The sequence below is a fragment of the Mesorhizobium sp. WSM4976 genome, assembly GCF_029625685.1.
Classification (GTDB): Bacteria; Pseudomonadota; Alphaproteobacteria; order Rhizobiales; family Rhizobiaceae; genus Mesorhizobium.
On record NZ_JARTVT010000029.1, the window covers coordinates 57,499 to 83,825 of the forward strand.

Consider the following 26,327-nt stretch of genomic DNA (forward strand, 5'->3'; position numbering starts at 1 on the left):
ATCAGAGCATCTGGGAAGTGGTAGCGGGAGAGGGACTTGAACCCCCGACCCCAGGATTATGATTCCCGTGCTCTAACCAACTGAGCTACCCCGCCAGGGTGGCAAATGGCCCGGAATACCGTCCTGGACGGACGGGCGTCGCGAGGCGTTCGCCAAGGTCGCGCGGATATAAGGTTGCGAGGGTGAGCCTGTCAAGCTTGGATGAGGTCGACATGTGGGCATAATCTGGCCCGCACAATCTCGTCCCAGAAAAGCTTTGCCGGACAGGCACTCAGGGCATGTCCCGGGGTTGAGTTCGGCGGGGCACGTCGCTATGTCTCGGCCATGAAATTCTAGAGTTTGAACGAATGAAGCCGCGCATCGCCGTCCTCGGTTGCGGATACTGGGGCAGCAACCATATCCGCACCCTCAAGGCGCTTGGCGCGCTCTATGCCGTTTCGGACGTCAACCGCGCCCGTGCCGAAGGTTTCGCCAGCGAGCAGGATTGCCTGGCGATCGAGCCGGACAGGCTGTTCGAGCGCAACGATATCGACGCCATCGTCATGGCGCTGCCGCCGCAGTTCCATGCCGACACCGCCGTGCGCGCCGTCGAAAGCGGCAAGGACGTGCTGGTGGAGAAGCCGATCGCGCTGACCGTCGCCGATGCCGAGCGCGCGGTGAAGGCGGCTAAGGACAATGGCCGCGTCTTCATGGTCGGCCATGTGCTGCGCTTCCATCCAGCTTTCGAGACGCTGAAGGGGCTGATCGACAATGGCGAGCTCGGCGAGGTTCGCTATATCCATTCGCATCGGCTCGGCCTCGGCAAATTCCACACCGAGAACGACGCGCTCTGGGACCTTGCGCCGCACGACCTGTCGATGATCCTCGCCATCACCGGCACCGAGCCGATCGAGGTGAGGGGCGAGGGCGCGGCGCTGCTCGACAATCTCAGCGACTTCGCGCATCTGCATATGCGTTTCCCGAACGGGTTGCGCAGCCATCTCTTCGCCTCGCGCCTCAATCCCTATCGCGAGCGGCGGCTGACGGTGGTCGGCACCAAGGCGATGGCCGTGTTCGACGACGTTGAGCCCTGGGAGCGCAAGCTTGCCGTCTACCGCCACGCGGTCTGGCAGGACAGCGGCCAATGGGCGTTCACGGCCAACGAACCTTCCTACGTGCCGGTCGGAGAGGGCATGCCGCTGACGCGCGAGCTTGCCCATTTCATGCAATGCATCGAGACGCGCACCGAACCGCGCACCGACGGCGAGGAGGCGATCCGGGTGCTGCGCATCCTGACCGCCGGCACAGTGATCCATATGGGCTCGCCCGCCTGAACGGACACGACAGCTGACAGATACGATGATCACTCGGCGGGAATCTGCGCCGGCCTTGCCGCAAGCCTGGACAGCATGGCCTCGGCCTCGGCTCCGCGCTCGGAGCGCTCGATAAAGCCGCCACCGAGCACCCGCGCCTCGTTGCAGTCGTCGGAATAGAGCACGCAGGCCTGCCCGGGCGCGATGCCGGACTCGCCATCGGCCAGTTCGACCGAAGTCACGCCGTTGCGATGATGCAGCACGGCCGGACGCGGCGGCCTGGTGGAGCGGACTTTCGCGAAGAGCTCGATCCCGCCGGACGGAACGTCCGACAGCGGCCCGTCGCCCAGCCAGTTCATGGCGCGCAGATAAATCTTGTGCGTCTCCAACGCTTCGCGCGGGCCGACGATGACGCGCGCGCGATCGGCATCCAGATGGACGACATAGAGCGGCTCGCCGGAGGCGATGCCGATGCCGCGGCGCTGGCCGATCGTGTAGCGCAGGATGCCTTCGTGGCGACCGAGCACGCGGCCATCGATATGGACGATGTCGCCTGGGTTGGCGGCCGCGGGCTTCAGCTTGGCGATGATGTCGGAATATTTGCCCTGCGGCACGAAGCAGATGTCCTGGCTGTCCTGCTTGGCGGCGACGGTCAGTCCCATCTCCTCGGCAATGGCGCGGACCTGCGGTTTCGATAGGCCGCCGAGCGGGAAGCGCAGATAATCGATCTGCGCCTGCGTGGTGGCGAACAGGAAATAGCTCTGGTCGCGGTCGGCATCGACCGGCCGGTAGAGCGCGCGATGCGCGCCATTGGCGCGCGAGCGGATGTAATGACCGGTGGCCAAAGCGTCGGCGCCGAGATCCTGCGCCGTGGCCAGGAGGTCGGCGAACTTGACCGTCTGATTGCACGATACGCAAGGGATCGGCGTCTCGCCGGCGACGTAGCTCTCGGCAAAGGGATCGATAACCGCTTTGCGGAAACGCTCCTCATAGTCGAGCACATAGTGCGGAATGCCGAGAGTTTCGGAAACCTGGCGGGCGTCGTCTATGTCCTGGCCGGCGCAGCACGAACCGGAGCGATGGGTGGCCGCGCCGTGATCGTAGAGCTGCAGCGTCACCCCGACGACGTCATAGCCTTCGCGCTTCAGGATGCCCGCAACCACGGACGAATCGACACCGCCCGACATTGCGACGACGACGCGGGTTTCTTCTGGGCGGCGAGGGAGGTCGAGGCTGTTCATGGTGCTTTCACTGTGCGGCGCTCAATGCCAATGGTCGGAATATAGGTCAAGCGCCACGTCTGCGCCAGCTTGCGGCCCAGGACGAGATTCCCGGCAATTTCAGGGCCTGGAGGCCGATGTTTCGAATTCTAAACGATATCCTAACCGGGCGTTCACGATCCTTACCTAGTGATTAGGGTTCGCTTAGGCAATTTTTAAAGCTGTGGCGGTACTGTGGCGGGGATTGGGTCTTTGAGTTTTTAGTAGAGAGTACGATGACCGATCTGGTTAGACCTAGAGTCAAGTATGTTATTGGGCCCGACGGCAGCCCTCTTACCATCGCCGATCTGCCCCCGACGAACACGCGGCGCTGGGTTATCCGGCGCAAGGCGGAGGTGGTCGCAGCCGTGCGCGGCGGCCTGCTCAGCCTTGAAGAAGCCTGCCAGCGCTACAAGCTCACCACCGAAGAATTTCTCTCCTGGCAGGCATCGATCGACGAATACGGCCTTGCCGGGTTGCGCACCACTCGCATCCAGCAATACCGGCACTAGGCTGGACAGGCATAAACGAAAAGGGCGCGGTGTTCTGCGCCCTTTTCGTTTCTGTAAAGCCTCAGGCCGTCAGCACAACCTTGCCGATCGGCCGCGTGGCCAGAAAAGCATGGGCTGCTCCCGCCTGGTCGAGCGGGAAGGTCTTTGCCACATGGGGCGAGAGCTTGCTTGCCTCCACCAGCCTGGCAAGCTCGACCAGGCCATCGCGGTCGGGCATCACGGACATGCGCTCGACTCGGATATCGTGGGCGCTGGCCTTCGCCCTCGTGGCATCGTGGACGTTGAGCAGCGAGACCAGAACGCCGCCGTCACGCAGGACTTCCAGCGATTGGTCGGCATGGTCGCCGCCTATCGGATCCAGAACCAGATCGACATTGCCGGCTTTCCCGGTGAAATCGTCCCTGGTGTAGTCGATCACCTCGTCGACGCCGAGCGCGCGGACGAAATCCGTTTTGTCTGGACTGACTGTGGCAATGACATAAGCGCCAAGTACCTTAGCGATCTGCACCGCCAGATGGCCGACGCCACCGGCACCGGCATGGATCAGCGCGCGCTGCCCTGCCTTCAGGCCGCCGTGGCGGACGAGGCCCTGCCAGGCCGTCAGGCCGGCGAGCGGCAAGGCCGCGGCATGCGCGTGGTCGATGGCGGCGGGCTTCGCAGCCATCTCGTCCGCCGGCGCCGTGGCTAGCTCGGCATAGGCTCCAGCCTGCTTGGGAAAGCGCGGCATGCCGAACACCTCATCGCCGACATTGAAGGCGGTCACGCCGGCGCCGAGCGCCTCGACGGTCCCTGAAACATCCCAGCCGAGAATGAACGGCGGCTCGCCGAGCAGCGGATAGAAACCGCCGCGCAAGGCGCCGTCGACCGGGTTGATGCCCGCGGCCTTGACGCGGACAAGCACTTCGCCAGGCCCAGGAGAGGGGTCGGGCTGCTCGGCAACGAAAAGGACCTCGGGTCCGCCGACGGAAGTCTGGATAACGGCACGCATGGACGCCTCCTGTTCAAATTGATGTGCCGCTATCATTTGGATAGTGATAACCGATTGTCGAGTATGCACCTTTTCGATATATACGCACCTTATGGATAGTGATTACGTTTCACCACTCGGCTACGACGCGTTCCGGCGCACCTGCCCGTCGCACACCGTGCTCGAGATGCTGGCCAGCAAGTGGGTCTATCTTACAGTCTGCGCGCTGCGGCGTGGTCGGCTGCGCAATGGCGAGCTGGCGCGCAAGATGGAAGGCATCACGCCTAAAATGCTGACGCAGACGCTGCGCGTGCTTGAACGAGACGGTCTTGTGCGGCGTGAGGTGTTTCCCGTCATTCCGCCGCGTGTGGAGTATGAGCTTACGGAGCTTGGCCAGAACCTGGCGGGGCTGCTCAGCCAGATACGCTCATGGGCCGAAGAACATGCGCCGGAAATCAAGGAAGCCCGAGCCAGGGCATCGGCTGACCTGGACGAAATCGCAGTGTCCTGAAGCAGGCGGCGAGGTCGATTCGACCGGTTGGCGGTGCTGAAGCTGCGGGCGGCATGCCTCAGGCTCTACATGTCTGCCGCAATGACTGCGAATATACTATGATTAGCCGATCATGGCGCTGCGGCCGCCTATTTCGGCATCGCGGATCTTGTTGTCGCGCGATTCCAGCATCTCGGCCTTGGACAGCTCCGCTTCAGCTTCGCCGAGTAATGATTCGGCGGTGCTTCGCTGATGGGCGAGGTCGCTTTGTGAATTTCTAAGGTTGTCGCGGCGAAGGCGGGCCGCCTTGGCGAAGGTCGGATAGGCGAAATGGTTGATGTCGGTGATGCCGGCTTTTTTCTCCTCGGCGATGATCTGCGCTTCCAGCTCGACGGCCATGCGTTCGAACTCGGCGATCATCATGTCCAGCTGCAAGAGCTGCCGCCGCTTCTCATTCACCTGAAATTGCTTCAGCCGAACGAGGTTTTCACGTGACTTCATGACTCGATACTCCGCAAACGCACACCTGCAATACCGTCCAGTCCGCCCGGAGCGACCCAAGCGCTGCCCGTTTCCCCCGGCTTTCCCTGGGCTATAGGAAACAAAGCCCTAAAGATTTTTGCCGGCGGTAACCATTCGTTTACGGGCATTGTTAATCATACGGGCGAGGACTTAAGGCCGGGTAAAAATTCCGGCTCTCGGCGGAAGCCCGGGCCAGCGAGTCTCTGGAGTCACTTAAGCTGACTTTTTGATGTGGTGCATTAGCGGTTTGCGTGTGTGATTCGTTATTAGATTCAAGTGGGTGTAGAAAGGGGTTAAAAAATCTGGTATCGTGGACGACACGAAATTAGGATTTGTTAACCAGTCGGTGGCACCTTCTGTTCAGGCAATCACTGCTCCGGGTCCCGGACGGGTCGTGACACGGTCCGGCAGCAGAAAAGGGGAATGAAATGCGTGTTCTGCTGATTGAAGATGACAGTGCAACCGCACAGAGCATCGAATTGATGCTGAAATCGGAGAGCTTCAACGTCTATACGACCGATCTCGGCGAAGAGGGTGTCGACCTCGGCAAGCTCTACGATTACGACATCATCCTTCTGGATCTCAATCTTCCCGACATGTCGGGATACGAAGTCCTGCGCACGCTGCGCCTCTCCAAGGTCAAGACGCCGATACTGATCCTGTCCGGCATGGCCGGCATCGAGGACAAAGTGCGCGGCCTCGGCTTCGGCGCCGACGATTACATGACCAAGCCCTTCCACAAGGACGAACTGGTAGCCCGTATCCACGCCATCGTGCGCCGTTCCAAGGGCCACGCCCAGTCGGTCATCACCACGGGCGACCTGGTGGTCAATCTCGACGCCAAGACGGTCGAGGTCGGCGGTCAGCGCGTGCACCTGACTGGCAAGGAATACCAGATGCTGGAACTGCTCTCGCTGCGCAAGGGCACCACGCTCACCAAGGAAATGTTCCTCAACCATCTTTACGGCGGCATGGACGAGCCGGAGCTGAAGATCATCGACGTCTTCATCTGCAAGCTGCGCAAGAAGCTGGACGCGGCGTCCGGCGGCCAGAACTACATCGAGACGGTGTGGGGCCGCGGCTATGTGCTGCGCGAACCGGAAGATATCCGAGTCAGCGCCTGAGCGATCAAAGCGCCTTAAGACAAAACCCGGCCCAGGCCGGGTTTTGTGTTTGGAGCCGGTCCCTGCGAATCAGGCGGCTATTTTGAGGAAACGGAAGCTCTCGAGCAGTTGCGCACGGTTGAAGGGCTTCAGCAGATAACCCTGGGCGCCGGCTCTCTTGGCGCGCATGATCGCCGCGGCATCGACCTCGATCAGCGAGATCAGGATCTGCGGCTTGATGGGAGCTTCGATAGCGCGGATGCGGCGAATAAGGTCCACGGCCTGGACGTCGGCCAGCCCGCCGTCGATGACGATGACTTCCGGCATGTCGTCCGCGCAGATTTCGGTAGCCTCGACCCCGGTCGACGCCTCGACGACAATCATGTCCGAGCCAAGAATACGTTTTGCGACCTTCCTGATGACGCTCGAATCGTCGACGAACAGGCAGCGCTTCATGTCCGGATCCTCTTTGCCATCTGCCGAACCGGCAGCCTCCGGGTAACCGGTGAGCACCATAGGCCAATCTGGTAAAGAAGCTGAAAAGCCGTTAGGTAAAGTTTTTCCAAAGAGGGGCATCGGGCGGTTGTTGGCCACGACGCTGTTACATGGATCGGGTCGGGCATTGCTCGATCTGCACTGCCAACACAAATATTAGCAATAAAAGATACTTCTAATTTTCTTAGGCAGCCGTCAACACGATCTCTTCGGGAGTCGCGTGGATCGAGATCGTCATGTTGGCCTCGCGCGCCAGGAGCAGCGTGTAGTAAGGCTGGACCGAGTGGGCATCGATCGGCTCCTCAGGCTTATGGCCGGAATGCAGTTCGAGAAATTTCGGCGGCACGCGCAGCATCGGACCACTGGCGGACAGCGAAAAGCGCGGTTCGGTTTCAAGATTTTCCAGCGTGATCACCAGCTTGCCGCCGCGTGGGATCGCCGCATGGGCGACAAGAATGAGGTTGAGCAGCAGCTTGACCTTGTTCTTGGGCAGCAGCGCGCGCGAGCCGTTCCATACTAGTTCCGGTTTTTCGTTCTTCAGGAAGGCGATGGCCACGGCCTCGGCATCACCGGTGTCGATCATCATGCCCGCGGAACCCGCGGCGCCGAAGGCGATGCGGGCAAACTGCAGCCGCGCCGAGGCGTTTTTGGCGCTCTGGCGAATGAGCTTCATGGCATCTTCGTCGGCGCCGCCTTCGTCGAGCAGTTCCAGGCCGTTGTTGATTGCGCCGACCGGCGAAATAATGTCGTGGCAGACGCGGCTGCAAAGCAGCGCCGCGAGATCGGGCGCGGAAAGAGTGAAGAGCTCGGCCATCGGTGAAATCCCTGCTTAAGTCACTTGTTCATGGCCGAGCGACCGTTTTCGCGCCCGCCCACACGAATCACGCGCCTTTCCAACGCTTTCTGAATACACAGCGCCTGAGCGTGCAGCAACAAATCCAAAATCGCCGATCGCGAAAATGGTGTGTTCACACGGGGAAAACCGGCGGTCGGGGCTAAAGCTCAGCCTTCGAACCGCCATCTTCGTGTGAGAGCTTAATGGTTGAAAAAGGATTACGGCATAGTTTGCCCGTGATAGCCACCCTGAGCGGCCGCCAAGAGCCGCAAGGGTGCGAGGCGTCGGCGAAAGTGCTCCCTGACGGAGATTGGAAGCATGTTTTCCCGATACTACGACCGGACATTTGTCCGTGTCCTCACCATGACCATCACACTCCTGGGGGCTTTGGTCCTTTCGACCGCGGCATCGCGGGCCCAACAGTACACAGCTCAGGAAATCGTCGACTCCGGTCATAAATTCTTCGGCGAGACATCCGGTGGCCTGGCCACCGTCGTTGAGAAGATATTCGCGTCCTACGGCCTTCCGAACGGCTATCTGCTCGGCGAGGAGGGATCCGGGGCCCTCATTGGCGGCCTGACCTACGGCGAGGGGACGCTCTACACCAAGAACGCCGGCGACCATAAGGTCTTCTGGCAAGGACCGTCGCTCGGCTGGGACTTCGGCGGCGAGGGCTCACGGGTGATGATGCTGGTCTACAACCTCGACGACATCAGCAGCCTCTACAACCGCTTCGGCGGCGTGGCCGGGTCCGCCTATGTCATAGCCGGCGTGGGCTTCAACGTGCTGCAGAGCAACCGCGTGCTGATCGTGCCGATCCGCACCGGCGTCGGCGCCCGCCTCGGCGTCAATCTCGGCTATCTGAAGCTCACCGAAAGGCCGACCTGGAACCCGTTCTGATCGAGTTCTGCCCGTTACAATCGCTCGGACCGTGCTGATCACGCCGCGGCAAGCTCTTGCCGCGGCGTTGAAATTCCGCCATGCCAAGGTGGCACAATCCAGCGATTGCCGCTCCGTAAAGTGGATAGCTCGCCTTGGTCCAGTCGGTCCTGTTCTTCGCGCTCGGTTTCCTTTGCGCCGTTTTCCTGGTGTCGCTGATCGCTCCGGCGGTCTGGCGGCGGGCGGTTGTCCTGACTCGCGGGCGCCTCGAGGCTTCGTTGCCGCTGACACAAGCTGAGATCCAGGCGGACAAGGACCGGGTCCGGGCGGAATATGCAATGACGACGCGCCGGCTGGAGATAACCGTCAAGAACCTTCAGGAGAAGGTGGCCGAGCAGCTGGTGGAAATTGCTCGCGGGCACGAGGCCTTGAAGGGGCTCGCGGCCGAAAAGAAGGACAAGAACCAGGCGCTCTCCGATCTGCAGACCAAAAATGCGGAGCTCAGGCAGCGCGAGGAGGATTTGCACCGCCTCTCGGAAAAGCACGCGCAGACGGAGCGGGCTTTGGAGAAGCGCGCGCTGGAGCTGCAAAAGCTCGAGCAGATGTATGACGACGCCAGCTTCTCGTCCTCGAACCGCCAGATCGAGCTGGTTGCGCGCGAATCCGAACTGGAAAAGCTCGCCAGCGACATCGCGTTGCTCAAGGGCCAGCGCAAGGAGGCGGACCGCCATTTCCAGGAAATCGCATCGGAAAGCAAGGCTGCGCGCGATGCGTTGAAGGTCGAGAAGAAGAAAACGGCCGAGCTCGAGAAGAAGGTGGAGCGGCTGCTCGCCACACTTGCCGACCGTGAGGAGAAGCTCGACCGGCGCGACAAGGACCTCGCTCGGATGCGCGAACGGTCAAAGGAGGCCGCCGCCGTAAACGGCGTGGCGCGGCTCTCTGCAGGCGCCGATACAAAAAGTGACGATGTCGACAAGGCGATTGCCAAGCTCGAGGCCGACCGGGAACGGCTGGAGGCAAGGCTGACGGCGCTGGCGCGTGAGAACAAGCGGCTGAAAACCGATCTTGCCGCCTCGGGGACAGCGATGCCGGAATCGGCAGGCGACGCACGCTCCGGCGCCGGCCTTCGCGAACAGATGAACGAACTGGCGGCCGAGGTCGTCAATCTGACGATGAAGCTCGACGGGCCGAATTCCCCTATCGCCAAGGCGCTGGCGGGCGAGGGGCAGCAGAATGGGCGCGGCGTCAGCCTTGCCGACCGCGTGAGGGCTTTGCAGAAGGCCGGCTCGTCCAGCTGAGGAGACGATCGCGGGGCGCTCCAGGATCGTTCCGCGGACTGCTACCGGGCGGAAAAATGATGCAGGGCGATCGCCGAAGCTGCCGCGACGTTCAGGCTGTCGAAGCCTTCCGCCATGTTGATCCGTACCGTGTGCAGTCTGGCAAGCAGCTCTTGTGGCAGGCCTTCGCCTTCAGTGCCGAGATAGAGCGCAAGCCTCGTTGGTCGCTCCGCGTCGCGGATGTCGGTTGATCCGCTTGGCGAGAGCGCGAACTGGCTGAAGCCAAGCCGGTCGAGCGTCGCGGTGAAGGCTGCGGTATCGTCGAAGGACGCGAAGGGAACCTTCAGCGCCGCGCCGACGGAAACGCGGATTGCCTTGCGGTAAAGCGGATCGCAGCAGGTCCGGTCGAGCAGCACCGCGTCCGCGCCGAACGCCGCGGCATTGCGGAAGATCGCCCCCATATTGTCGTGATTGGATATGCCGACCAGGACGACGGCCAAGGCGTGCCGAGGCAAGCCTTCCATCAGAAGCTCGGCGGGCGGCGGATCACCGCGCATGCCGATCGCCAGGACGCCGCGATGCATGTGGAACCCGGCGATTCGGTCCATGACCTCACCGGCCGCGACATAGACAGGGAAATCCGAAGGCGCCTTGCGCAGGATCGGCTGCAGTCCAGCCAGCCGGTTTTCGAGGATAAGAGCCGACTCGGCAGAGAATCGACCTGTCGACAGCAGGAGGTCCAGCACCACCTTGCCTTCGGCGACGAAGCGGCCCTGCCGGCCGACGAGGTCACGCTCGCGGATGTCGAGGTAGGCGGCGACGCGCGGGTCCCTAGGATCGTCGATAAGGATGGTGTTCATACAGGCCTCGCCGAAGATTGGTCAGCGAGGTAATGAGCCATTGGCGCCGCGGGTCAAGCCCCGGCGCGGCGCAACCGATAGGCCATCTGAGAGAGATCGCCGTCGCCGAAAATGCCTTCCAGCATACGCAGCAATTCGCGCACCGCTTCGGATTTGCAGGAATAGTAGATCATCTGGCGGTCGCGCCGAGTCTCGACAAGATCGAGCGCCCTCAGCTTGGCGAGATGCTGCGACAGCGCGGACTGGCTGAGTTGCACCTTTTCGGCGATGGCGCCGACTGACATTTCGCCATCGATCAGATAGGCAACGATCAGCAAACGCTTTTCGTTGCCCATGAGATTGAGAAACGCAGCGGCCGATTCCGCGTTGGCCATTAGTCTGTTTGAGATCATAGATCCCCCAAGGGTCCTGGCTCATCCTGGCGCCAGGGGGCAATGGCGCCTGATTCCACAATGTTCAGATGTCGATAGGCGCTGCTGAATCAGCGCCACAACAAGGGTAGATCATTTCGTTTAAATCTCAAGCGTTGCTTTCGCTAGCGCGCGATCAACTATCGCTCTTGCTCTGCCGCGCGTGCCGCCTTTGTCATCTCGACGAGCACCGAACGCAATTCGCGCGCGGCTTGCAAAGGCTGGGGAAAGAAGATCCTGCAGGTCGCCTCCGGTGCGGCGAGATCCATGCCGTCGGCATCGAAGCCGGTGACAGTCCAGCCGTCGCCCGCGGCGCGGGCGAAGTGACGGGCGTAAAGGGCAATCGCGTCCCGATGTTCGGCATTCATGTGATCGAGTGCTGCCTGCTCGCTGCCGGCCAGTTCCTCGACAAGGGCGCCGCCGGTGATGAAATCATCGGGGTCGAGAAGATAGGCCTTGGCGAAGCCACCATTCAGGCTGGCGCGTCCAGGCTCGAGCCGAAAGAACGAGAAATCGCCGAGTCCGGGATAAAGCTTGGCCTTCGGATTGCGATTGAGGTAGCGGCGTTCGGCTCGGACTTGGTCGGCCGATCCACGCTCCAGCCGCACGGCCCGGCATGCCAGGCTGATGCGCGGATGCGCCAGTGGATCGCCCTTGCCGGGTTCGCCAAGCAGCAGCGAGCAGCGCGGATCGGCGACCAGCGCACCGGTGTGCGCGGACAGCATCGAGATCAGGATCAGCGGCGCGGCGTCGATGTCGGTTGCGACGCCAACCCTGCTCGCCAGAGGCGCGCCGGTGCCGGGCTCGATCACCGCGAGTGCGCCGAAACGCGCCGACCGAATCAGGGTTTTCGCCAGCCTGATCGCCTCGGCGTCGGTCTGGCGGATAACATCTTTTTTCGGTTCGGTCACAAGCTCACCCGAGCTAAGTTGATTTCTATTCTCCGGTTATCGGCCGAGTACACCCGCCTTTGCAAGGGCTGCGATTTCCTCCTGCCTGAAGCCAAAACGGGCCAATATGCTTGCGGCCTCGCGATCCGCGGCGGCTGGTGCTCCCGCAACCGATGCCGGGTCTTGCGAGAAACGCGGCGCCGGCGCCGGGCGCTCGAGCCTGCCAGACGTCACAAAGCTCTGCCTGGCGCGATTGTGCGGGTGGTTCCTGGCTTCGACCAGCGACAGCACGGGCGCGACACAGGCATCGGACGTGGCGAAAAGCTCGGCCCATTCGTCGCGCGATTTCTCCCTGACCCGCTCGGCAATTGCGTCGCGCATCGCGGGCCATGATGATTTGTCATATTGGCTGCCGACAAAATGCCCGACGAGTGGCAACAGCCTGGCGAATTCGGCGAAAAAGCGCGGTTCGAGGCAGCCGACGGCAATGTGCTTGCCATCCTTCGTCTCATAGGTGTCATAGAACGGCGCGCCGGAGTCGAGCAGATTCTCGCCGCGCCTGTCGCTCCACAGACCCGCCGCCATATAGGCGTGGATGGGCGCGGCGAGCATCGACGCCCCCTCGATCATCGAGGCGTCGACTACCTGGCCCCGTCCGGTCCGCGAACGCTGGAAAAGGGCGGCGAGCACGCCGGCGATCAGCATCATGGCGCCGCCGCCTTGATCCGCGACGAGATTGAGCGGCGGCACGGGCCGCGCGTCCTTCCTGCCGATCGCGTGCAGCAAGCCCGCATAAGCGAGATAGGTGATGTCGTGCCCGGCTCGCCCCGACAGCGGTCCATCCTGGCCGAACCCGGTCAAGCGGCCATAGATCAGGGCCGGATTGTGTTGGAGTAGGATATCGGGCCCGAGGCCGAGGCGCTCCATCACACCGGGGCGGAACCCTTCGACGAGCAAGTCGGCCAATGCCGCGAGCCGCAGCAACAGCTGCATGCCCGCCGGGCGCTTGAGGTCGAGCTTGAGGATGGAACGGCCGTGGCGGTCGAGGTCGTATTCTTCCGGCAGGTTCAGAGGCGGCTGGCCGGCGTCGGCGCGTTCGATGCGCAACACCTCGGCGCCCATCTCGGCCAGCATCAAGGTGGCAAGCGGCACCGGGCCAAGCCCGGCCATCTCGATAACTTTCAGGCCGGCGAGCGGGCCTGTCCTTTCGGTGGAAACACCGGCACCTGTCGGCGATCCGGTCATCCCGCTATTTCGGCGCCATGCGGATGGCGCCATCGAGGCGGATGGTCTCGCCGTTCAGCATCTGGTTCTCGATGATGTGGAGGGCAAGCGCGGCATATTCCGCTGGCTCGCCGAGCCGCGGCGGGAAGGGCACGGCGGCGCCGAGCGAATCCTGCACTTCCTGCGGCATGCCGGCCATCATCCGTGTCTTGAAGATGCCGGGCGCGATGGTGCAGACGCGAATGCCGGAGCGCGCCAGATCGCGCGCGACCGGCAGCGTCATGCCGACGACGCCGCCCTTGGAAGCAGAATAAGCGGCCTGGCCGATCTGACCATCATAGGCGGCAACGGAGGCGGTGTTAACGATGACGCCGCGCTCGCCCCCGGCAAGCGGATCGAGCTTCGCCGCCCGATCGGCAACGAGGCGGATCATGTTGAAGGTGCCGATCAGGTTGATCTCGATAACCTTGCGGTACTGGTCGAGCGGATGCGGTCCGTCCTTGCCGATCGTCTTCACGCCGATGGCGATGCCGGCGCAATTGACCAGGATGCGCGGTTCACCGAGCTTTGCAGCAACTTCGGCCATCGCGGACGTGGCGCTGTCGCCACCGCTGACGTCGCATTGGACGGCAATGCCGCCGATGTCGGCTGCGACCTCCGCCGCGCGCTCGATGCCCACATCGAGGATGGCGACGCGAGCACCCTTGGCGGCAAGCGCGCGGGCCGTCGCCTCTCCCAAGCCGGATCCCCCGCCGGTGACGATCGCGATCTGGCCGTTCGGGTTCATGCAAGCCTCCCAGGTTTCGAATTATGCTACGAGGCGCGCAGGGGAGGCGCAACCGCAATGGCCGGCTCGACCGATAGCTGCGCATTGCCGGCCGGCCGCGCCAGGGCCGGGGCAAATTCCGCGACCCTTGCCATATTGGCGTGGCAGACATCACCGGCAAAGCGGGCGACGGCGCCCGGCTTGATCTCGTGATGCAGCAGCCGGTCGAGATCGACCGGGCGTGGCATGGTGATCTGCCCGCGCGGAAAGCGCTTGAAGCCGAGCGGCCCATAATATGGCTCGTCGCCGACCAGGATGACGGCAGGCGCGCCGGCCTTCCTGGCCGCTTCGAGCGCGATCGCGACCAGCTTGCGGCCGATGCCGAGGTTCTTGAAGGCGGGGCGCACCGCAAGCGGGCCGAGCATCATGGCGCGTCCCGCGCCCGCGGCCACGCGCGTCATGCGCACCGAGGCGATCACCGTGTCGTCCTTGACGGCGACATAGGACATCGAGCGGTCATGGCCGCCCGACTCGCGGATCTTGTAGGCGGCAAGCACGAAACGGCCCGGGCCGAAGGCCTCGTCGTTGATGGCTTCGATTTCAGCATCATGCGCCGGAGTTTCCGGCAGATATTTCACGTCGGCAAGGCTCATGGTCTTTGCGTCCCGGTATGCGAGGAAGGTTTGCTGCAAGCGGCAGCGTTCGCCAGTCAGCGCTTCTTAGCGCGGGCGCCCTTTCGTCGTCGGTCGAACCGGATCGAGGCAAAGTCGAACATGGGCGCCTCCGCTAGCACCAATTTTGTGCCGCTGCAATCGGCGGTTTTTGTCTTTCTTTGTGTCATTTGACGAACTGGTTCGCCATTTGACGAACTGTTCAGCGCCGAAGGGCTTCGCCAACCCGGCTATCGGCCTAGATTATTCCGAACCGCAGGGAGATTTCCGCATGGGATTGCTGATCGAAGGCAAATGGCAGGACCGCCCGTTCGAGACCGACAGCGGCGGACGGTTCATACGCAGAGAGTCGCAATGGCGCGATTGGATCACGCGTGATGGCAGTCCGGCGCAGGGAGTCAGGCGCGGCTTCAAGGCGGAACCCGGCCGTTATCACCTCTATGTCTCGCTCGCCTGCCCATGGGCACACCGCACATTGATCTACCGTGCCCTGAAGAAGCTCCAAGGCATCATATCCGTATCGGTGGTGCACCACTTCATGGGCGAAAACGGATGGACCTTCAAAGCCGAGGACGGCGCCACGGGCGACACGCTCTACGGCCTCGATTTCCTGCACCAGATCTACACCAAGGCCGATCCGGCCTATTCAGGCCGGGTGACGGTGCCGGTGCTATGGGACAAGCAGGAACAGACGATCGTCAACAACGAGTCATCCGAGATCATCCGCATGCTCAACTCGGCTTTCGACGAATGGGGCGATCCTGGTGTCGACTTCTATCCTGCGGCGCTGCGCGCGGAGATCGACAGAATCAATGCGCAGATCTACCCGGCGATCAACAACGGCGTTTATCGCGCCGGCTTCGCCACCACGCAGAAAGCCTATGAGGAAGCTTTCGGTGAATTGTTCCAGGCGCTTGATACGATCGAGGAGCTGCTGTCGCGACAGCGCTACCTGGCCGGCGAATACATCACCGAGGCCGATTGGCGGCTGTTCACGACGCTGGTTCGTTTCGATCCGGTCTATGTCGGCCACTTCAAATGCAATCTTCGCCGCATCGCCGACTATCCGAACCTGTCGAATTATCTGCGCGATCTCTATCAGGTGCCCGGTGTGTCGGGCACGGTCAACCTGCACCACATCAAGTCGCATTATTACGGCAGCCACAGATCGATCAATCCGACGGGAATCGTTCCGGTGGGACCCAAGCTCGATTATGCGGCCCCGCATGACCGGGGCAGGTTCAGGAAGGCGGCGTGATTACCAGTAGGGTGAGATGCGCTCACCACCGAAAATCTCGGCTATCCGCCGGAGCGTCGCTGGGGTCGTGCCCTCCGGCAAGCGGTCGATCGGGAAGAAGCCCGCTTCGGCGATCTCGTGGTCGGGCAGTTTCGGAGCCGTTTGGCTGAAGGCGTCGATCAGATAAAGGCCGACATGGTCGCGCTTGCTGGAGCGGCGGTTGAAATGCATCGACCTCAACACCGGCGGGCCGGCCAGCGCGATGTTGCCTTCCTCGGCCAGCTCGCGCGTCAGCGCTTCTTCGAGCGTCTCGCCGGACTCGACCCCGCCGCCGGGCAATTGCCAGCCGGGAACATAAGTATGGCGGATCAGGAAGACGGTGTTGGAGGCACGTTCGTAGACCAGGCCGCGCACGCCGAGCGTCATCGGGCGGCGCAGCAGAAAGTAAAGATGGAAGAACCTGGCCCGCAGCCCCGGCCAGCCGGTCTGGCGGAAAGCCTCCTCCACATCGGCTCCGTCGTTCATTCGCCCACCCCCAAGCAGATGTTCTTGGCTTGCCCCACGAACATCTGCTTGGCTTTCCTTGTTTTTCGCGAGTGCTGACCCCAAAACCGTGGGACACTTTTGCGGAACCTGCCTGGGAGAACAGCAAAGGGTGAGTGGAAAGCCTCGCCGGCGTCGCTTAAGAAGGGGCCATGTTCAGGCTCGCGCATATTTCCGATGCTCATCTGGGACCGCTGCCCGATGTAACCTATCGCGACCTCGCGTCCAAGCGCGTGCTAGGCTATGTCAACTGGCAGCGAAACCGGCGTCGCCATATGCACGACTCCGTCATCGACACAATCGTAGCCGACATCAAGGCGAACGCGCCGGACCATCTCGCCGTCACCGGAGATCTTGTAAACCTGGCGCTCGACGGCGAGATCGAGATGGCCAAGCACTGGCTGGAGACGCTCGGATCGCCGCAGGACGTTTCCGTGGTTCCGGGCAATCACGATGCCTATGTGCCGGGCGCCTTCGACAAGGTCTGCCGGGCGTGGGCTCCCTGGATGACAGGCGACGGCGTCAACAGCCCGGTCGACCGCAATTCCTTTCCGTATCTGCGCGTGCGCGGCAATGTCGCGCTGATCGGCGTCACCACGGCGCGCGCCACCGCACCCTTCATGGCAAACGGCTTCTTCATGGAAGGGCAGGCCGAACGGCTCGGCAAGGTCCTTGACCATGCGTCGAAGCAAGGGCTGTTCCGGATCATCATGATACACCACCCGCCGGTGCGCGGCGCGGTCCCGCAGCATAAGCGTCTGTTCGGCATTGCCCGGTTCCACAAGGTCATCCGCCGTCATGGCGCTGAACTCGTCCTGCACGGCCACTCGCACCTGCCGTCCTTGTTCACCATCGGCGCACGCGGCGCCAAGGTGCCCGTGGTCGGTGTTGCCGCCGCCGGCCAAGCACCGGGTGGCAAACATCCGGCGGCGCAGTACAACATGTTCGAAATCGGTGGTGAAAGGGGCAACTGGCGCCTGCGCCTGACCAGGCGCGGCCTGACTGGACCGGCCATGCCGCCTTCAGACCTCCAGACCATGGACCTCGACGTGCCGGCGGACGGGCGCCAGCTCGTCAGAAGCTGATCTTCATCTGCATGATGCGGTCCCAGAACAAGGCCAGCGAAACCGCCAGGCCGACAAGGGCGCCGGCGGCGATCAGGCCGAGGCCGGCGAAGAACGTCGTCCAGCCGTTGCGGCCGGTCTCTGATCGGATAGGCGGCTCCGCTTCCTGGACCACGTGACGATGCAGGCCGGGAACGGCGCTTTCCATGCCGCCCTCCATCATGCGCTGCCGCTCTATGACACGTTCGGCCACGTAGCGCGTCACAGCATCGGCGACGGCTTTCATCTCGGTCGCTTCAGCCAGCACCACGCGGCCGACGCGCGTGTCCTTGAGGAAGCGGTAGGTTCGGCGGTCGCGTCCCATCGCGACGTGGCTCACCGCGTCGATCCATAGCCGCGGCTGCAGGCCCGACGAGACGGCGAAGTCGAAGCTGTCGATGTCAGCCGGGACCTCGGCAAAGACAGGGGCAAGCTCGGCTGCCAGCAAGTCGAGCCGCATGCGGTGCGCCTCGCGCATGTCGACAACCACGTCATCGCGGTCGGCGAAAGCATTCTTGACGTCGCGTATGGCATCCGAAAGCTTTCGCGATGGCTCGATCGGGGTGATTATGTCGCCTGCATCCTTCATGGGCGGCTGCCTCGCTGCTGGTTAACAGCGAGTTAACACAGTCGCCGGCAAAATGCACGTCGATGACATACCGCGCCGCAGCCTCGGTCCAGGCGGGAACCTGTTTCAGATCTTTTGGGCTGGTCCTGAGCCAACCCGGCAGGGAAATCGTCCGGCGATCAACTGGCCGCGGCGCCCAGCGCCGAACGCAACCGCCTGCCGCGCCGTCGTGTGTTGCGGCGCACGATCTCGGCGATCAGATTCGGAGCCTCCTCGACCAGCATGTGACCCGCGTCAAGGACATGGTGCAGATGGAAATGCGACGGCAGAGCCTCGGCCTGCGCGACAGGCAGGAGCGGGTCCTCTGCGCCCCAAACAACCATCACCGGCATGTCGAGCGCATGGAGCTGCGCTCGCGGGATGGCTCCTTGCCGGTCATCCCTGGTCATCGCGGCCGCCATATCGATCAAAGTCTGCAACTGGCCGGGCTGTTTGCGCATGAGGCAGAGCGCATCCACGACGTGGTCAGGCGGCACGCTGCGCGAGGCCGACATGGCCGCGAGACTGGCGCGGATCTCTCTCCTGCCGGAAGCCGCCGCATAGCGGCGCAGCAGGGCTGCGTTGATCTCCGGGCCGAAGCCGCCGGGCGCCAACAGTGTGAGCGAAGCCACCCTGCCAGGATCAGCTAGCGCCATCAATGTCGCGACCGCGCCGCCCATGGAGTGACCCACGAGATGGACCTTGGTCAGCTGGCGGGCGGCAAGATCGGCGAGGATGGCTCGCGCGGCCGGCTTGGCGCCGCCCATACCCTCGCATTGCAGCGAATGACTGTGGCCCGGAAGATCGTAGGCCAACACTCTCGCCTCCGCCGCCAGGGGCCGCATGACGTCGCGCCAGATCTCACGGCAGGCTCCGAAGCCATGCAGAAAGACGATAGTCTTCGAACCAGCGCCGCCCTCGACGGCATAAGGGAAGGGAAGCATGAAAAAATGGAGCGGTGAGCAAGACAGGCTGCAATTGGAGATTGTGGCTGGATTGCTCCCGATCCAGACCCGTGGCCAGTAAAATTTTCGCGACCGAAGCGCTCCATCAGGCGTCCGACGCGCAAGCATCTCCGTATCGGATCATAGCACCATACTTCCGCACTCCGGAAACCCCGTGGCCCAACACGTGAGCGAGGCTGGATTAGCTCGGGTTGCCGATTCCTGCGGCCCGCAAGGACTGCACCAGCCGATCGGTGAGATCCGCGGGATATTTGCGGTCGACGAATGTCGCACGCGGGTCGGCGACGAATTTCGGGAATTCGGCGGTGAGCTCGTTGGCAAGCTCGCCCGCCAGTTTCTCGCGCCCCGAAAGCTTCGCGCCGATCAGGCGCGCGGCCAGATAGTGCGACTTGGACGCCGTCGTGCGCAGCGACTCGCTGGCGATGGCGGCCTTTTTGATGTCGCCCTGCATGAAGGCGCCGACGAACAAGCCATAATCCCACCAGGTCGGATGGCCGCTGAAGGCCTCGACCGCGTGGCCCAGGATCGGCGTTCCTTCATCATACTTGCCGGCGAAGACCAGCCCGTAGCCATAGGCGGCGGCCATGCCGAGATCATAGGTGTTGAGTTCGTAGGCTTTGCGCATCAAGCGGATCGCTTCGTCTGTGTTGCCGAGGCGGGAGTTGAGATAGCCGAGGGCGCGATGCGCGTGCGGGTTCATAGGGCCCATCTGGACGGCGCGATGCGCAAGCGACATGGCCTTTTCAAGCGTCGCATCAGGCGGATAGGGATAACGGGCGGTGACGGCCTCCCCATGAAGCGAGGCCAATTCCGCGTAGACAAGCGATGATTTGGTGCCTTCGCTGGTCAGCTTCTCCAGGCAGCGATAGGCAGCTTCGTGCGTCTCGGTGTTCATGTCGAGATAGTAGTGGTCGTCGAGCACCAGGCATCCGATCTGGCTCGTACGGATGTCGCTCTGGTCGATGTAGCTGTAGATCGCGCCGGAAGCGGGAACGGTCGATGTCAGAAGGCTGGCGATGTTGCTTTCAACCACGCCCGGCGCGGTTTCGGCCGATGTCAGGTTGCGCGACAGCAAGACCCGACCGGTCGCGACGCTCTGCAGTTCTACCGTGACGTCGCCGGCGGCGGGGCCGGGAACAATATCGAAGACGAAACTGATCGGGTCGGCCGATTGATCGCGCGTTGAATCCGCGGCGCGCCCGATGAAGTCGATGGTGTCGAAACCGGCAAGGCCGGCGCGCAGCGACGATGCGACGCGAGCTGCATCCGCCCCATCGGCTTTCGTAGCAATGTAGATGAGCGGCAAAGAGTCGAATATCGGCTGGGCGGCGGTTCCGGTGACGCCCGCCGTTTCGGCCGTTGCCGCCGTGTCGCCGCCGCCGAGAAGGGCACCGCCCTGGCGAAGGATGAGCACGCCGAGCATGGCAATGACCAGAACCATGGCAGCCCAGAAGAATCGCAGTTGCCGCGTCAGTGATTGTGCAGGTGCGGTCGGGACAATGCGGGCGGCAGGCTCGCCTGGCGTCAGGCTGTCGAGATATTCGGCCGCGGCCGGGGCGGCTGCGGCCGATGCCTGGGCTTGGCGCGCGATGTTGCCGGTGGCGGACTTTGCGTCGCCGGGCAGGCGGATTTCGTTCAGTTCATAGGAGGGGACATAACCGCCGCGGGGGATCGCGATGCGAACCGGCTCAGCGACACCTTCATTGGCGAAATACTGCTCCAGCAGCTCGCGCAGCCGACCGGCCTGGACCCTGACCACCGCATCGGTGGATGCGTCGAAATCGCCGTCCTTGCCAAAGACGTCCATTGCGATGGAAACGCCCTTCAGCCTGTCGGCCTCGCCTGCCTGCTCGCGTTCGACAAGATAGCGTAAAAGCCTGCGGGCACGCTCGGAGCGTCCGAACGTTTCGCTGGCAAGCAGTCGCTCCAATGTCTCGCGCACTGCGGGGGCGGCAGGCGGGGCATGCTCCAAGTGTCGATCCTTTCGAACTCGGCACAGGTTAGGGCACGATAATATAGCGCTCGCGCCGGCACACAAGGATGCTTCTGTTATGTGATCGCGTAAGCCACCAATAATTCCCCCGGCGGTTAATGACCGACAAGGAAATTGCGTCTGCCAGCAACACGGCGCGCCTTGCGGACGCGCCGTGCTCGGGAGTCCGACTGGTCAGCCGGCCTTCCCACCGACGATGCGGTTGGCGGCCGAAACGACGGCCTCCAGCGAGGCTGCGACGATGTTGGTGTTAATGCCAGCGCCGAACAGCTTGCCGCCCGGATATTCCATCTCGACATAGGAGATGGCCGACGCATTGGAGCCGCGCTGCAAGGAATGCTCCGAATAGTCGAGCACCGACATGTCGACGCCGACATGGCGCGAGAGCGCATCGACGAAGCCGTCGATCGGGCCGGTACCCGAGCCGCTGATCGTCACTTCCTTGCCGTTGTCGAGGATATCCGCCTCCACGATGCGCCGGCCCTTCACCTCGGTGTCGGGGAAGGTGCGGTGGTCGAGGAACTTCAGCCGCGCGCCGGGCTGGTCGATATAGGTTTCGAGGAAGCGTTCATGGATGCGCTTGGCGGGCACTTCCTTGCCTTCTGCGTCGGTGATCGCCTGAATCAGCTGGCTGAACTCGATTTGCAGATTGCGCGGCAGATTGAGGCCGTAATCCGCCTGCAGCACATAGGCGATGCCGCCCTTGCCTGACTGCGAGTTGATGCGGATGATCGCCTCATAGGTGCGGCCGACATCGGCCGGATCGATCGGCAGATAAGGCACTTCCCAGAGCGGGGTGTTGGCCTTCTTCAGCGCCTTGATGCCCTTGTTGATGGCGTCCTGATGCGAGCCGGAGAAAGCCGTGTAGACCAACTCGCCGACATAAGGATGGCGTTCCGGGATCTTCAACTGGTTCGAATACTCGTAGACATCCTTCATCCGGTTGATGTCGGAGCAGTCGAGCTCCGGATCCACACCCTGGGTGAACATGTTGAGCGCCAGCGTCACGATATCGACATTGCCGGTGCGCTCGCCATTGCCGAACAGCGTGCCTTCGACGCGGTCGGCCCCCGCCATCAGGCCGAGCTCGGTGGTGGCTATGCCGGTCCCGCGGTCGTTATGCGGATGCAGCGAGATGATCAGGTTCTCGCGGCTGTCGAGATTGCGGCACATCCATTCGATACGGTCGGCATAGACATTGGGCGTCGACATCTCGACCGTCGAAGGCAGGTTGATGATCAGCTTGTTGTCGGCCGTCGGCTTCACGATCTCGGTGACGGCGTTGCAGATCTCCAGCGCGACCTCGAGCTCGGTGCCGGTGAAGCTTTCCGGCGAGTATTCGAAGCGATAGCCGCCCCCGGCCTTGGCCGCCATGTCGGTGATCATCTTAGCGGCGTCGGTGGCGATGCGCTTGATGCCGGCTACGTCCTTCTCGAAGACGACGCGGCGCTGCAGCTCGCTGGTCGAATTGTAGAAATGCACGATCGGGCGGTGGGCACCCTTGAGCGCCTCGAAGGTCCGCGTGATCAGTTCCGGCCGGCACTGCACCAGTACCTGGAGCGATACATCGCGCGGCACGCCGCCTTCCTCGATGCACCAGCGGGCGAAGTCGAAATCGGTCTGCGAGGCCGAGGGAAAACCGATCTCGATTTCCTTGAAGCCCATGTCGAGGAGCAGCGCGAACATGCGCGCCTTGCGCTCATGACCCATCGGATCGATCAGTGCCTGGTTGCCGTCGCGCAGGTCGACCGAGCACCAGATCGGCGCCTTGTCGATCACCTTGTTCGGCCAGGTGCGATCGGTCAGGCCGACAGTGGGGTAGGGCTGATACTTGCGTGCCGCATCCGGCATGTGGCCGGCCGCGCGCTTCCCGGCTTCAGCCTCGCCGGCGCGGATTTCTTCTCGTGCGTTCATCGTCTCTTCTCCGGGCGGCTCGTATGTTCGCCTTGGGCGGATTAATGGCGAGCGTCGCCTCTACCAGAATTTCATTCGCTTGATTATGACTTTGCCAAGGAGCATGCGCCTGACGCGGCGGGTATCGACCGCCGGGCGCTCCTTCAGCGAACCCGGCGATCGCCGATAAGGCCGAGAAGAAGCAGGGTCGAAGCGAGCGCGCGCGCGGTCTCGCCGGCAAAGCCGGGGCGAGAAGAAGCGACTGGGCGAACGCGCGAGGTCATGGCGGCTCTCTTACAGGAGTGGCCCGCCGGAGGCAAGCGTGCGCAGGGGCGAATGCGCCGAACCTGGTCTGGTCGCCGGCACTGGCGTCTTCCCCAGACCTCGTTAATGCGCCAGACTTGGTTCCGAAAGCTTGGGTGCCGAGCGAGGCGCCGGGGAGGGGTCGTCCATGAATTTCGTGTTCTTCTCGCCGCATTTCCCGGCCAACGGCGCCGACTTCTGCGATCGGCTGAAAAAGGCTGGCGCGACAGTACTCGGCATTGGTGACGCGCCCTACGAGACCCTGAACGGCAAGCTGAAGGCCGCGCTATCGGAATATTACCGCATCGCCGACATGGAAGATTACGATGCCGTGTTCCGGGCGATGGGTCACTTCATCCACAAATGGGGCCGGATCGACCGCTTCGAGTCGCTCAACGAGCATTGGCTGGAACTCGAAGCCAACATCCGCACCGACTTCAACATCTACGGCACCAAGCTCGACTTCGTGAAGAATTTGAAGCGGAAGAGCCGCATGCGCGCCTTCTTCCGCAAGAGCGGTGTCGAGACTATTCCGCAGCGCAAATGCTCCGACCGTGCCGGCGCCATGACCTTCATCCGCCGTGTCGGCTACCCGGTCGTGGTCAAGCCGGATTCCGGCTCCGGCGCCTCCAACACCTTCAAAATCTCCAACGCCAGGGAGCTCGATCAGTTCTTCAGGGACAAGCCGGAGGACGTCACCTTCGTCATGGAAAAGTTCATCGAGGGGCTGGTGGTGACCTTCGATGGGCTGGTCAACCGCGACGGCGAGGTTGTGCTAGCGGCCAGCCACCGCTACGACCAGAGCATCATGGACGCGGTCAACAAGGACCGCCACATGAGCTACACCTGCTTCCCGGAAATCGCGCCTGCGGTGGAGGAGGCGGGGCGCAAGATCCTCAAAGCGTTCGACGTGCGCGAGCGCTTCTTCCACATCGAACTGTTCGAGACCAAGGACAAGCGCGTCATCGCGCTCGAGGTCAACATGCGCCCGCCCGGCGCCTGGATGACGGACGCCATCAACTACACCTTCGACATCGACGTCTATGCCGCCTGGGCCGATATGGTGGTCAAGGATGCGGCCGGCGGCCCATACAAGGGCAAGTATTTCACCGCCTATGCCAGCCGCAAACGCCATATCGACTATTTGCACAGCCATGCGGACGTGCTAGCCGCCCATGGCGACAAGATCGTCCATCATCAGGCCATCGAAGAGGTCTTCAGCCGCGCCATGGGCAATTACGCCTACCAGCTGCGTTCGAAGGACCAGAAGGCGCTACGCCAGGCCGTCGACTATATCCACGCGGAAAAGGCCTGAGCCGATGGACGTTTCCTATCACAAGGGCCATGCCCGCAATCTCGGCCGCGACATGGAATACAAGCGCTACGGCTATGCCGGGCGGCCGGTGGTGGTGTTCCCGACCTCGCAGGGACGGTTTTACCAGTTCGAGGATTCGGGCGGGGTCGCAGCGCTTGCCGAGTTCATCGACACCGGCCGCATCCAGCTCTTCACGCTTGACGGCATCGACTCGGAATCATTCTTCAACAAGCATGCCGACGCAGCGCACCGCATCGCGCGGCACGAGGCCTATTTCCGCTATGTGCGCGAAGAGGCGCTGCCGGAGCTGCAGGCGATCGCGGCCAGCGCTAACGGCGGGCGCAATCTCAAGCCGCTGTTCAGCGGCTGCTCGATGGGCGGGTACCATTCATCGAATTTCGTGTTCCGCTTCCCGGAACTGGCGAGCGGCGTCATCTCGCTATCGGGCGTCTATTCGGCACGCGACTTCTTCGGTCGGGCGCTGGAAGGCAACATCTATTTCAACTCGCCGCTCGACTATCTGCCGGGCATCGTCGACCAGAAGCTGCTTGGGCGGCTGAGGGCGCTCAGGCTGATCTTCTGCTGCGGGCAGGGCGCCTGGGAAGAGCGCATGCTGGTCGAGACGCGCGAACTGGAACAGGTGCTGCGCGACAAATCCATTCCCGCCTGGGTCGACTATTGGGGCGGCGACGTTAGCCATGACTGGCCCTGGTGGCACAAGCAGCTCGTCTATTTCTTCGGCCGCTGGCTGGATGACGATCTCATGCACAGGCTGGATTGATGACCACGCCAGACCCGATCCGCCGCTTTGTCGAAGCCACCAATGCCGGCGATACCGAAGCCATTCTCGACACGTTTACCGAGAAGGCTTTCCTCAGCGACTGGGGTCGCGATTTCCATGGCCGCGACGGGATCGCGCAGTGGAACCGGTCGGACAATATCGGTGTGCAATCCAATCTTCGCATCGTCAACGTCGTGCAGCGCGACAGCGTCTACCACACCCGCGTCGCCGTGACCGGCAATGGCTTCAACGGCGAGGGCGACATGGCCTTCACGCTCGACGGCGACCGGATCGCAAGCCTGGTCATCAGCTGAAGCCTGGCGCGTCAAGCCGGGCGTCCGGCCCAGAAGCCGGATGCCCTGCCTTGGCTGACGTCAGCCTTCCTGGCAGGCCGGGACAGGCGCGACGTCTTGTTCCGACGCCGATACGCGACGCAGGCCGAAGAAGACGACAATGGCGGTCAGCACGGTGATCGTGGCCAGCACGGCGAGCAGCCGGTCGAAAGCCGTCTCGTAGGCCTGGATGAGGGCACTGGCGTCGGCCAAGTGCAGGTGTTGCACCGTTTCGCTGATATTGCCGGTTGCCAGCAGCTGTGCCGCCGCGGCCGCTTCGGCGGGCGAGGCCAGCCCTTGAGCGCCGAGCTGCGTGGCCGTGAAACCCGACAAGACCGCCATGACGATCGCCAGGGCCACGCCCTCGCTGGCGACGCGGGTGGTGTTGAAGATACCGACCGCCATGCCGGCGCGCTCCTTCGGCACGACGCTGACGGCCAGCCCGTCCATCAGCCCCCAGGGCAAGGCGATGCCGATGCCGATCAGGACCAGCGGGGCTACCAGCGCGCCGGCGGCCGCGGGCACGCGGCTCAGCCAGACAAGGCCGGCAGCGGCGGCGAGCAGACCGACGCCGCAGATCGTGGCCGGAGCGATCCAGCGCGCCGCCTGGCTGGCCAGCAGCGGCAAGATCAGCAGCGGGCCGGACAGGCAGATCATCAATTGCCCGGCCTTGATCTCGCTCACGGCCGCGGTCAGTTCCGCATGCTATGGCCGTCCAACCGCCACCTCTCGCCGAAGGTGCGCGTTTTCGTCGATTTCCTGCCCGAGCGGCTTGCTGCCGGGCGATAGATCCCCGGGGGTGG

28 protein-coding genes, 1 tRNA gene and 1 pseudogene are annotated in these 26,327 nt (G+C 63.0%); 12 read left to right on the forward strand and 18 right to left on the reverse strand.

Annotation, left to right across the window (positions count from 1 at the left end):
- Positions 1 to 18: 18 nt before the first annotated feature.
- Positions 19 to 95: transfer RNA gene (locus P9272_RS29005), tRNA-Met, on the reverse strand.
- 252 nt (positions 96 to 347) lie between these two features.
- Here P9272_RS29005 and P9272_RS29010 point away from each other — a divergent pair.
- Positions 348 to 1,313, forward strand: coding sequence for a Gfo/Idh/MocA family oxidoreductase (locus tag P9272_RS29010; RefSeq protein WP_128258486.1), 966 nt, complete (start codon positions 348 to 350; stop codon positions 1,311 to 1,313).
- 29 nt (positions 1,314 to 1,342) lie between these two features.
- On the opposite strand, the gene mnmA is transcribed toward P9272_RS29010, so the two are convergent.
- Complete coding sequence (gene mnmA / locus P9272_RS29015; protein ID WP_278163187.1) at positions 1,343 to 2,533, reverse strand: tRNA 2-thiouridine(34) synthase MnmA; 1,191 nt, start codon at positions 2,531 to 2,533, stop codon at positions 1,343 to 1,345.
- A 254-nt stretch (positions 2,534 to 2,787) separates the two neighbouring features.
- On the opposite strand from mnmA, the gene P9272_RS29020 reads away from it, so the two are divergent.
- Positions 2,788 to 3,063 (forward strand): DUF1153 domain-containing protein, encoded by a 276-nt coding sequence (locus P9272_RS29020; protein ID WP_006203587.1) that lies wholly within the window; start codon positions 2,788 to 2,790, stop codon positions 3,061 to 3,063.
- A gap of 61 nt (positions 3,064 to 3,124) precedes the next feature.
- On the opposite strand, the gene P9272_RS29025 is transcribed toward P9272_RS29020, so the two are convergent.
- Complete coding sequence (locus P9272_RS29025; RefSeq protein ID WP_278163188.1) at positions 3,125 to 4,051, reverse strand: NADP-dependent oxidoreductase; 927 nt, start codon at positions 4,049 to 4,051, stop codon at positions 3,125 to 3,127.
- Between the two features lie 91 nt (positions 4,052 to 4,142).
- Between P9272_RS29025 and P9272_RS29030 the strand changes: the two genes are divergently transcribed.
- The gene (locus P9272_RS29030) at positions 4,143 to 4,541 is read left to right on the forward strand and encodes a helix-turn-helix domain-containing protein (RefSeq protein WP_128258483.1); all 399 of its coding nucleotides are present in this window, start codon (positions 4,143 to 4,145) and stop codon (positions 4,539 to 4,541) included.
- Between the two features lie 102 nt (positions 4,542 to 4,643).
- On the opposite strand, the gene P9272_RS29035 is transcribed toward P9272_RS29030, so the two are convergent.
- Positions 4,644 to 5,021 carry a flagellar export protein FliJ gene (locus P9272_RS29035; protein ID WP_128258482.1) on the reverse strand — a complete coding sequence of 126 codons (378 nt, stop codon included), beginning with the start codon at positions 5,019 to 5,021 and terminating at the stop codon, positions 4,644 to 4,646.
- Positions 5,022 to 5,470: 449 nt separating this feature from the next.
- On the opposite strand from P9272_RS29035, the gene ctrA reads away from it, so the two are divergent.
- Positions 5,471 to 6,166: a cell cycle two-component system response regulator CtrA gene (ctrA, locus tag P9272_RS29040; protein WP_006203583.1), complete on the forward strand. Its 696-nt coding sequence runs from the start codon at positions 5,471 to 5,473 to the stop codon at positions 6,164 to 6,166.
- A gap of 69 nt (positions 6,167 to 6,235) precedes the next feature.
- Here ctrA and P9272_RS29045 read toward each other — a convergent pair whose 3' ends face one another.
- Both P9272_RS29045 and P9272_RS29050 read right to left on the reverse strand, forming a co-directional pair.
- Positions 6,236 to 6,601, reverse strand: a complete 366-nt coding sequence (locus tag P9272_RS29045) for a response regulator (protein ID WP_128258513.1) — start codon at positions 6,599 to 6,601, stop codon at positions 6,236 to 6,238.
- Between the two features lie 223 nt (positions 6,602 to 6,824).
- Entirely contained in the window at positions 6,825 to 7,454 is a 630-nt protein-coding gene (locus P9272_RS29050) for a histidine phosphotransferase family protein (RefSeq protein WP_042640350.1), read from the reverse strand.
- A gap of 384 nt (positions 7,455 to 7,838) precedes the next feature.
- On the opposite strand from P9272_RS29050, the gene P9272_RS29055 reads away from it, so the two are divergent.
- Positions 7,839 to 8,375, forward strand: a complete 537-nt coding sequence (locus P9272_RS29055) for an EipA family protein (RefSeq protein WP_226892233.1) — start codon at positions 7,839 to 7,841, stop codon at positions 8,373 to 8,375.
- Between the two features lie 134 nt (positions 8,376 to 8,509).
- Positions 8,510 to 9,652: a hypothetical protein gene (locus P9272_RS29060; protein ID WP_278163189.1), complete on the forward strand. Its 1,143-nt coding sequence runs from the start codon at positions 8,510 to 8,512 to the stop codon at positions 9,650 to 9,652.
- A gap of 41 nt (positions 9,653 to 9,693) precedes the next feature.
- Here P9272_RS29060 and P9272_RS29065 read toward each other — a convergent pair whose 3' ends face one another.
- The 6 genes from P9272_RS29065 to P9272_RS29090 form a co-directional block, all read right to left on the reverse strand.
- Positions 9,694 to 10,491, reverse strand: a complete 798-nt coding sequence (locus P9272_RS29065) for an RNA methyltransferase (protein WP_278163190.1) — start codon at positions 10,489 to 10,491, stop codon at positions 9,694 to 9,696.
- 53 nt (positions 10,492 to 10,544) lie between these two features.
- Entirely contained in the window at positions 10,545 to 10,883 is a 339-nt protein-coding gene (locus P9272_RS29070) for a metalloregulator ArsR/SmtB family transcription factor (RefSeq protein WP_128258478.1), read from the reverse strand.
- Positions 10,884 to 11,041: 158 nt separating this feature from the next.
- On the reverse strand, positions 11,042 to 11,812 hold the full coding sequence (locus P9272_RS29075) for a HugZ family protein (RefSeq protein ID WP_278163191.1): 771 nt from the start codon (positions 11,810 to 11,812) through the stop codon (positions 11,042 to 11,044).
- 36 nt (positions 11,813 to 11,848) lie between these two features.
- Positions 11,849 to 13,036 (reverse strand): CaiB/BaiF CoA-transferase family protein, encoded by a 1,188-nt coding sequence (locus tag P9272_RS29080; RefSeq protein ID WP_278163192.1) that lies wholly within the window; start codon positions 13,034 to 13,036, stop codon positions 11,849 to 11,851.
- 4 nt (positions 13,037 to 13,040) lie between these two features.
- Positions 13,041 to 13,802 (reverse strand): 3-hydroxyacyl-CoA dehydrogenase, encoded by a 762-nt coding sequence (locus tag P9272_RS29085; protein WP_128258475.1) that lies wholly within the window; start codon positions 13,800 to 13,802, stop codon positions 13,041 to 13,043.
- Positions 13,803 to 13,828: 26 nt separating this feature from the next.
- The gene (locus P9272_RS29090; RefSeq protein ID WP_128258474.1) at positions 13,829 to 14,434 is read right to left on the reverse strand and encodes an N-acetyltransferase; all 606 of its coding nucleotides are present in this window, start codon (positions 14,432 to 14,434) and stop codon (positions 13,829 to 13,831) included.
- Between the two features lie 289 nt (positions 14,435 to 14,723).
- Between P9272_RS29090 and P9272_RS29095 the strand changes: the two genes are divergently transcribed.
- Positions 14,724 to 15,710: a glutathione S-transferase family protein gene (locus P9272_RS29095; RefSeq protein WP_278163193.1), complete on the forward strand. Its 987-nt coding sequence runs from the start codon at positions 14,724 to 14,726 to the stop codon at positions 15,708 to 15,710.
- Here the strand turns inward: P9272_RS29095 and P9272_RS29100 are convergent, their stop codons facing one another.
- Entirely contained in the window at positions 15,711 to 16,214 is a 504-nt protein-coding gene (locus P9272_RS29100; RefSeq protein ID WP_278163194.1) for an NUDIX domain-containing protein, read from the reverse strand.
- Positions 16,215 to 16,384: 170 nt separating this feature from the next.
- On the opposite strand from P9272_RS29100, the gene P9272_RS29105 reads away from it, so the two are divergent.
- On the forward strand, positions 16,385 to 17,317 hold the full coding sequence (locus tag P9272_RS29105) for a metallophosphoesterase (protein WP_128258471.1): 933 nt from the start codon (positions 16,385 to 16,387) through the stop codon (positions 17,315 to 17,317).
- Here P9272_RS29105 and P9272_RS29110 read toward each other — a convergent pair.
- The 4 genes from P9272_RS29110 to leuA form a co-directional block, all read right to left on the reverse strand.
- Positions 17,307 to 17,924 (reverse strand): hypothetical protein, encoded by a 618-nt coding sequence (locus P9272_RS29110; protein WP_278163195.1) that lies wholly within the window; start codon positions 17,922 to 17,924, stop codon positions 17,307 to 17,309. The two genes, P9272_RS29105 and P9272_RS29110, sit on opposite strands and share 11 nt — an antisense overlap.
- 158 nt (positions 17,925 to 18,082) lie before the next feature.
- Positions 18,083 to 18,886: an alpha/beta fold hydrolase gene (locus tag P9272_RS29115; RefSeq protein ID WP_278163196.1), complete on the reverse strand. Its 804-nt coding sequence runs from the start codon at positions 18,884 to 18,886 to the stop codon at positions 18,083 to 18,085.
- Between the two features lie 202 nt (positions 18,887 to 19,088).
- Positions 19,089 to 20,879, reverse strand: a complete 1,791-nt coding sequence (locus tag P9272_RS29120; RefSeq protein WP_278163197.1) for a hypothetical protein — start codon at positions 20,877 to 20,879, stop codon at positions 19,089 to 19,091.
- Between the two features lie 195 nt (positions 20,880 to 21,074).
- Positions 21,075 to 22,814, reverse strand: a complete 1,740-nt coding sequence (gene leuA, locus P9272_RS29125; protein WP_278163198.1) for a 2-isopropylmalate synthase — start codon at positions 22,812 to 22,814, stop codon at positions 21,075 to 21,077.
- A 430-nt stretch (positions 22,815 to 23,244) separates the two neighbouring features.
- Between leuA and P9272_RS29130 the strand changes: the two genes are divergently transcribed.
- Genes P9272_RS29130 through P9272_RS29140 form a run of 3 tightly spaced genes read left to right on the forward strand, consistent with a single transcriptional unit; the run spans position 23,245 to position 25,506 of the window.
- Positions 23,245 to 24,411, forward strand: coding sequence for an ATP-grasp domain-containing protein (locus tag P9272_RS29130; RefSeq protein WP_128258466.1), 1,167 nt, complete (start codon positions 23,245 to 23,247; stop codon positions 24,409 to 24,411).
- 4 nt (positions 24,412 to 24,415) lie between these two features.
- Positions 24,416 to 25,192, forward strand: coding sequence for an alpha/beta hydrolase-fold protein (locus P9272_RS29135; RefSeq protein WP_128258465.1), 777 nt, complete (start codon positions 24,416 to 24,418; stop codon positions 25,190 to 25,192).
- Positions 25,192 to 25,506 carry a nuclear transport factor 2 family protein gene (locus tag P9272_RS29140; protein WP_278163199.1) on the forward strand — a complete coding sequence of 105 codons (315 nt, stop codon included), beginning with the start codon at positions 25,192 to 25,194 and terminating at the stop codon, positions 25,504 to 25,506. The genes P9272_RS29135 and P9272_RS29140 overlap by 1 nt, the downstream gene beginning before the upstream one ends.
- A gap of 60 nt (positions 25,507 to 25,566) precedes the next feature.
- Here P9272_RS29140 and P9272_RS29145 read toward each other — a convergent pair whose 3' ends face one another.
- Positions 25,567 to 26,208 (reverse strand): hypothetical protein, encoded by a 642-nt coding sequence (locus P9272_RS29145; protein WP_347404073.1) that lies wholly within the window; start codon positions 26,206 to 26,208, stop codon positions 25,567 to 25,569.
- Between P9272_RS29145 and P9272_RS29150 the strand changes: the two are divergent.
- A pseudogene (locus P9272_RS29150) lies at positions 26,209 to 26,313 on the forward strand (LysR family transcriptional regulator); the annotation flags it as partial.
- Between the last annotated feature and the right edge of the window lie 14 nt (positions 26,314 to 26,327).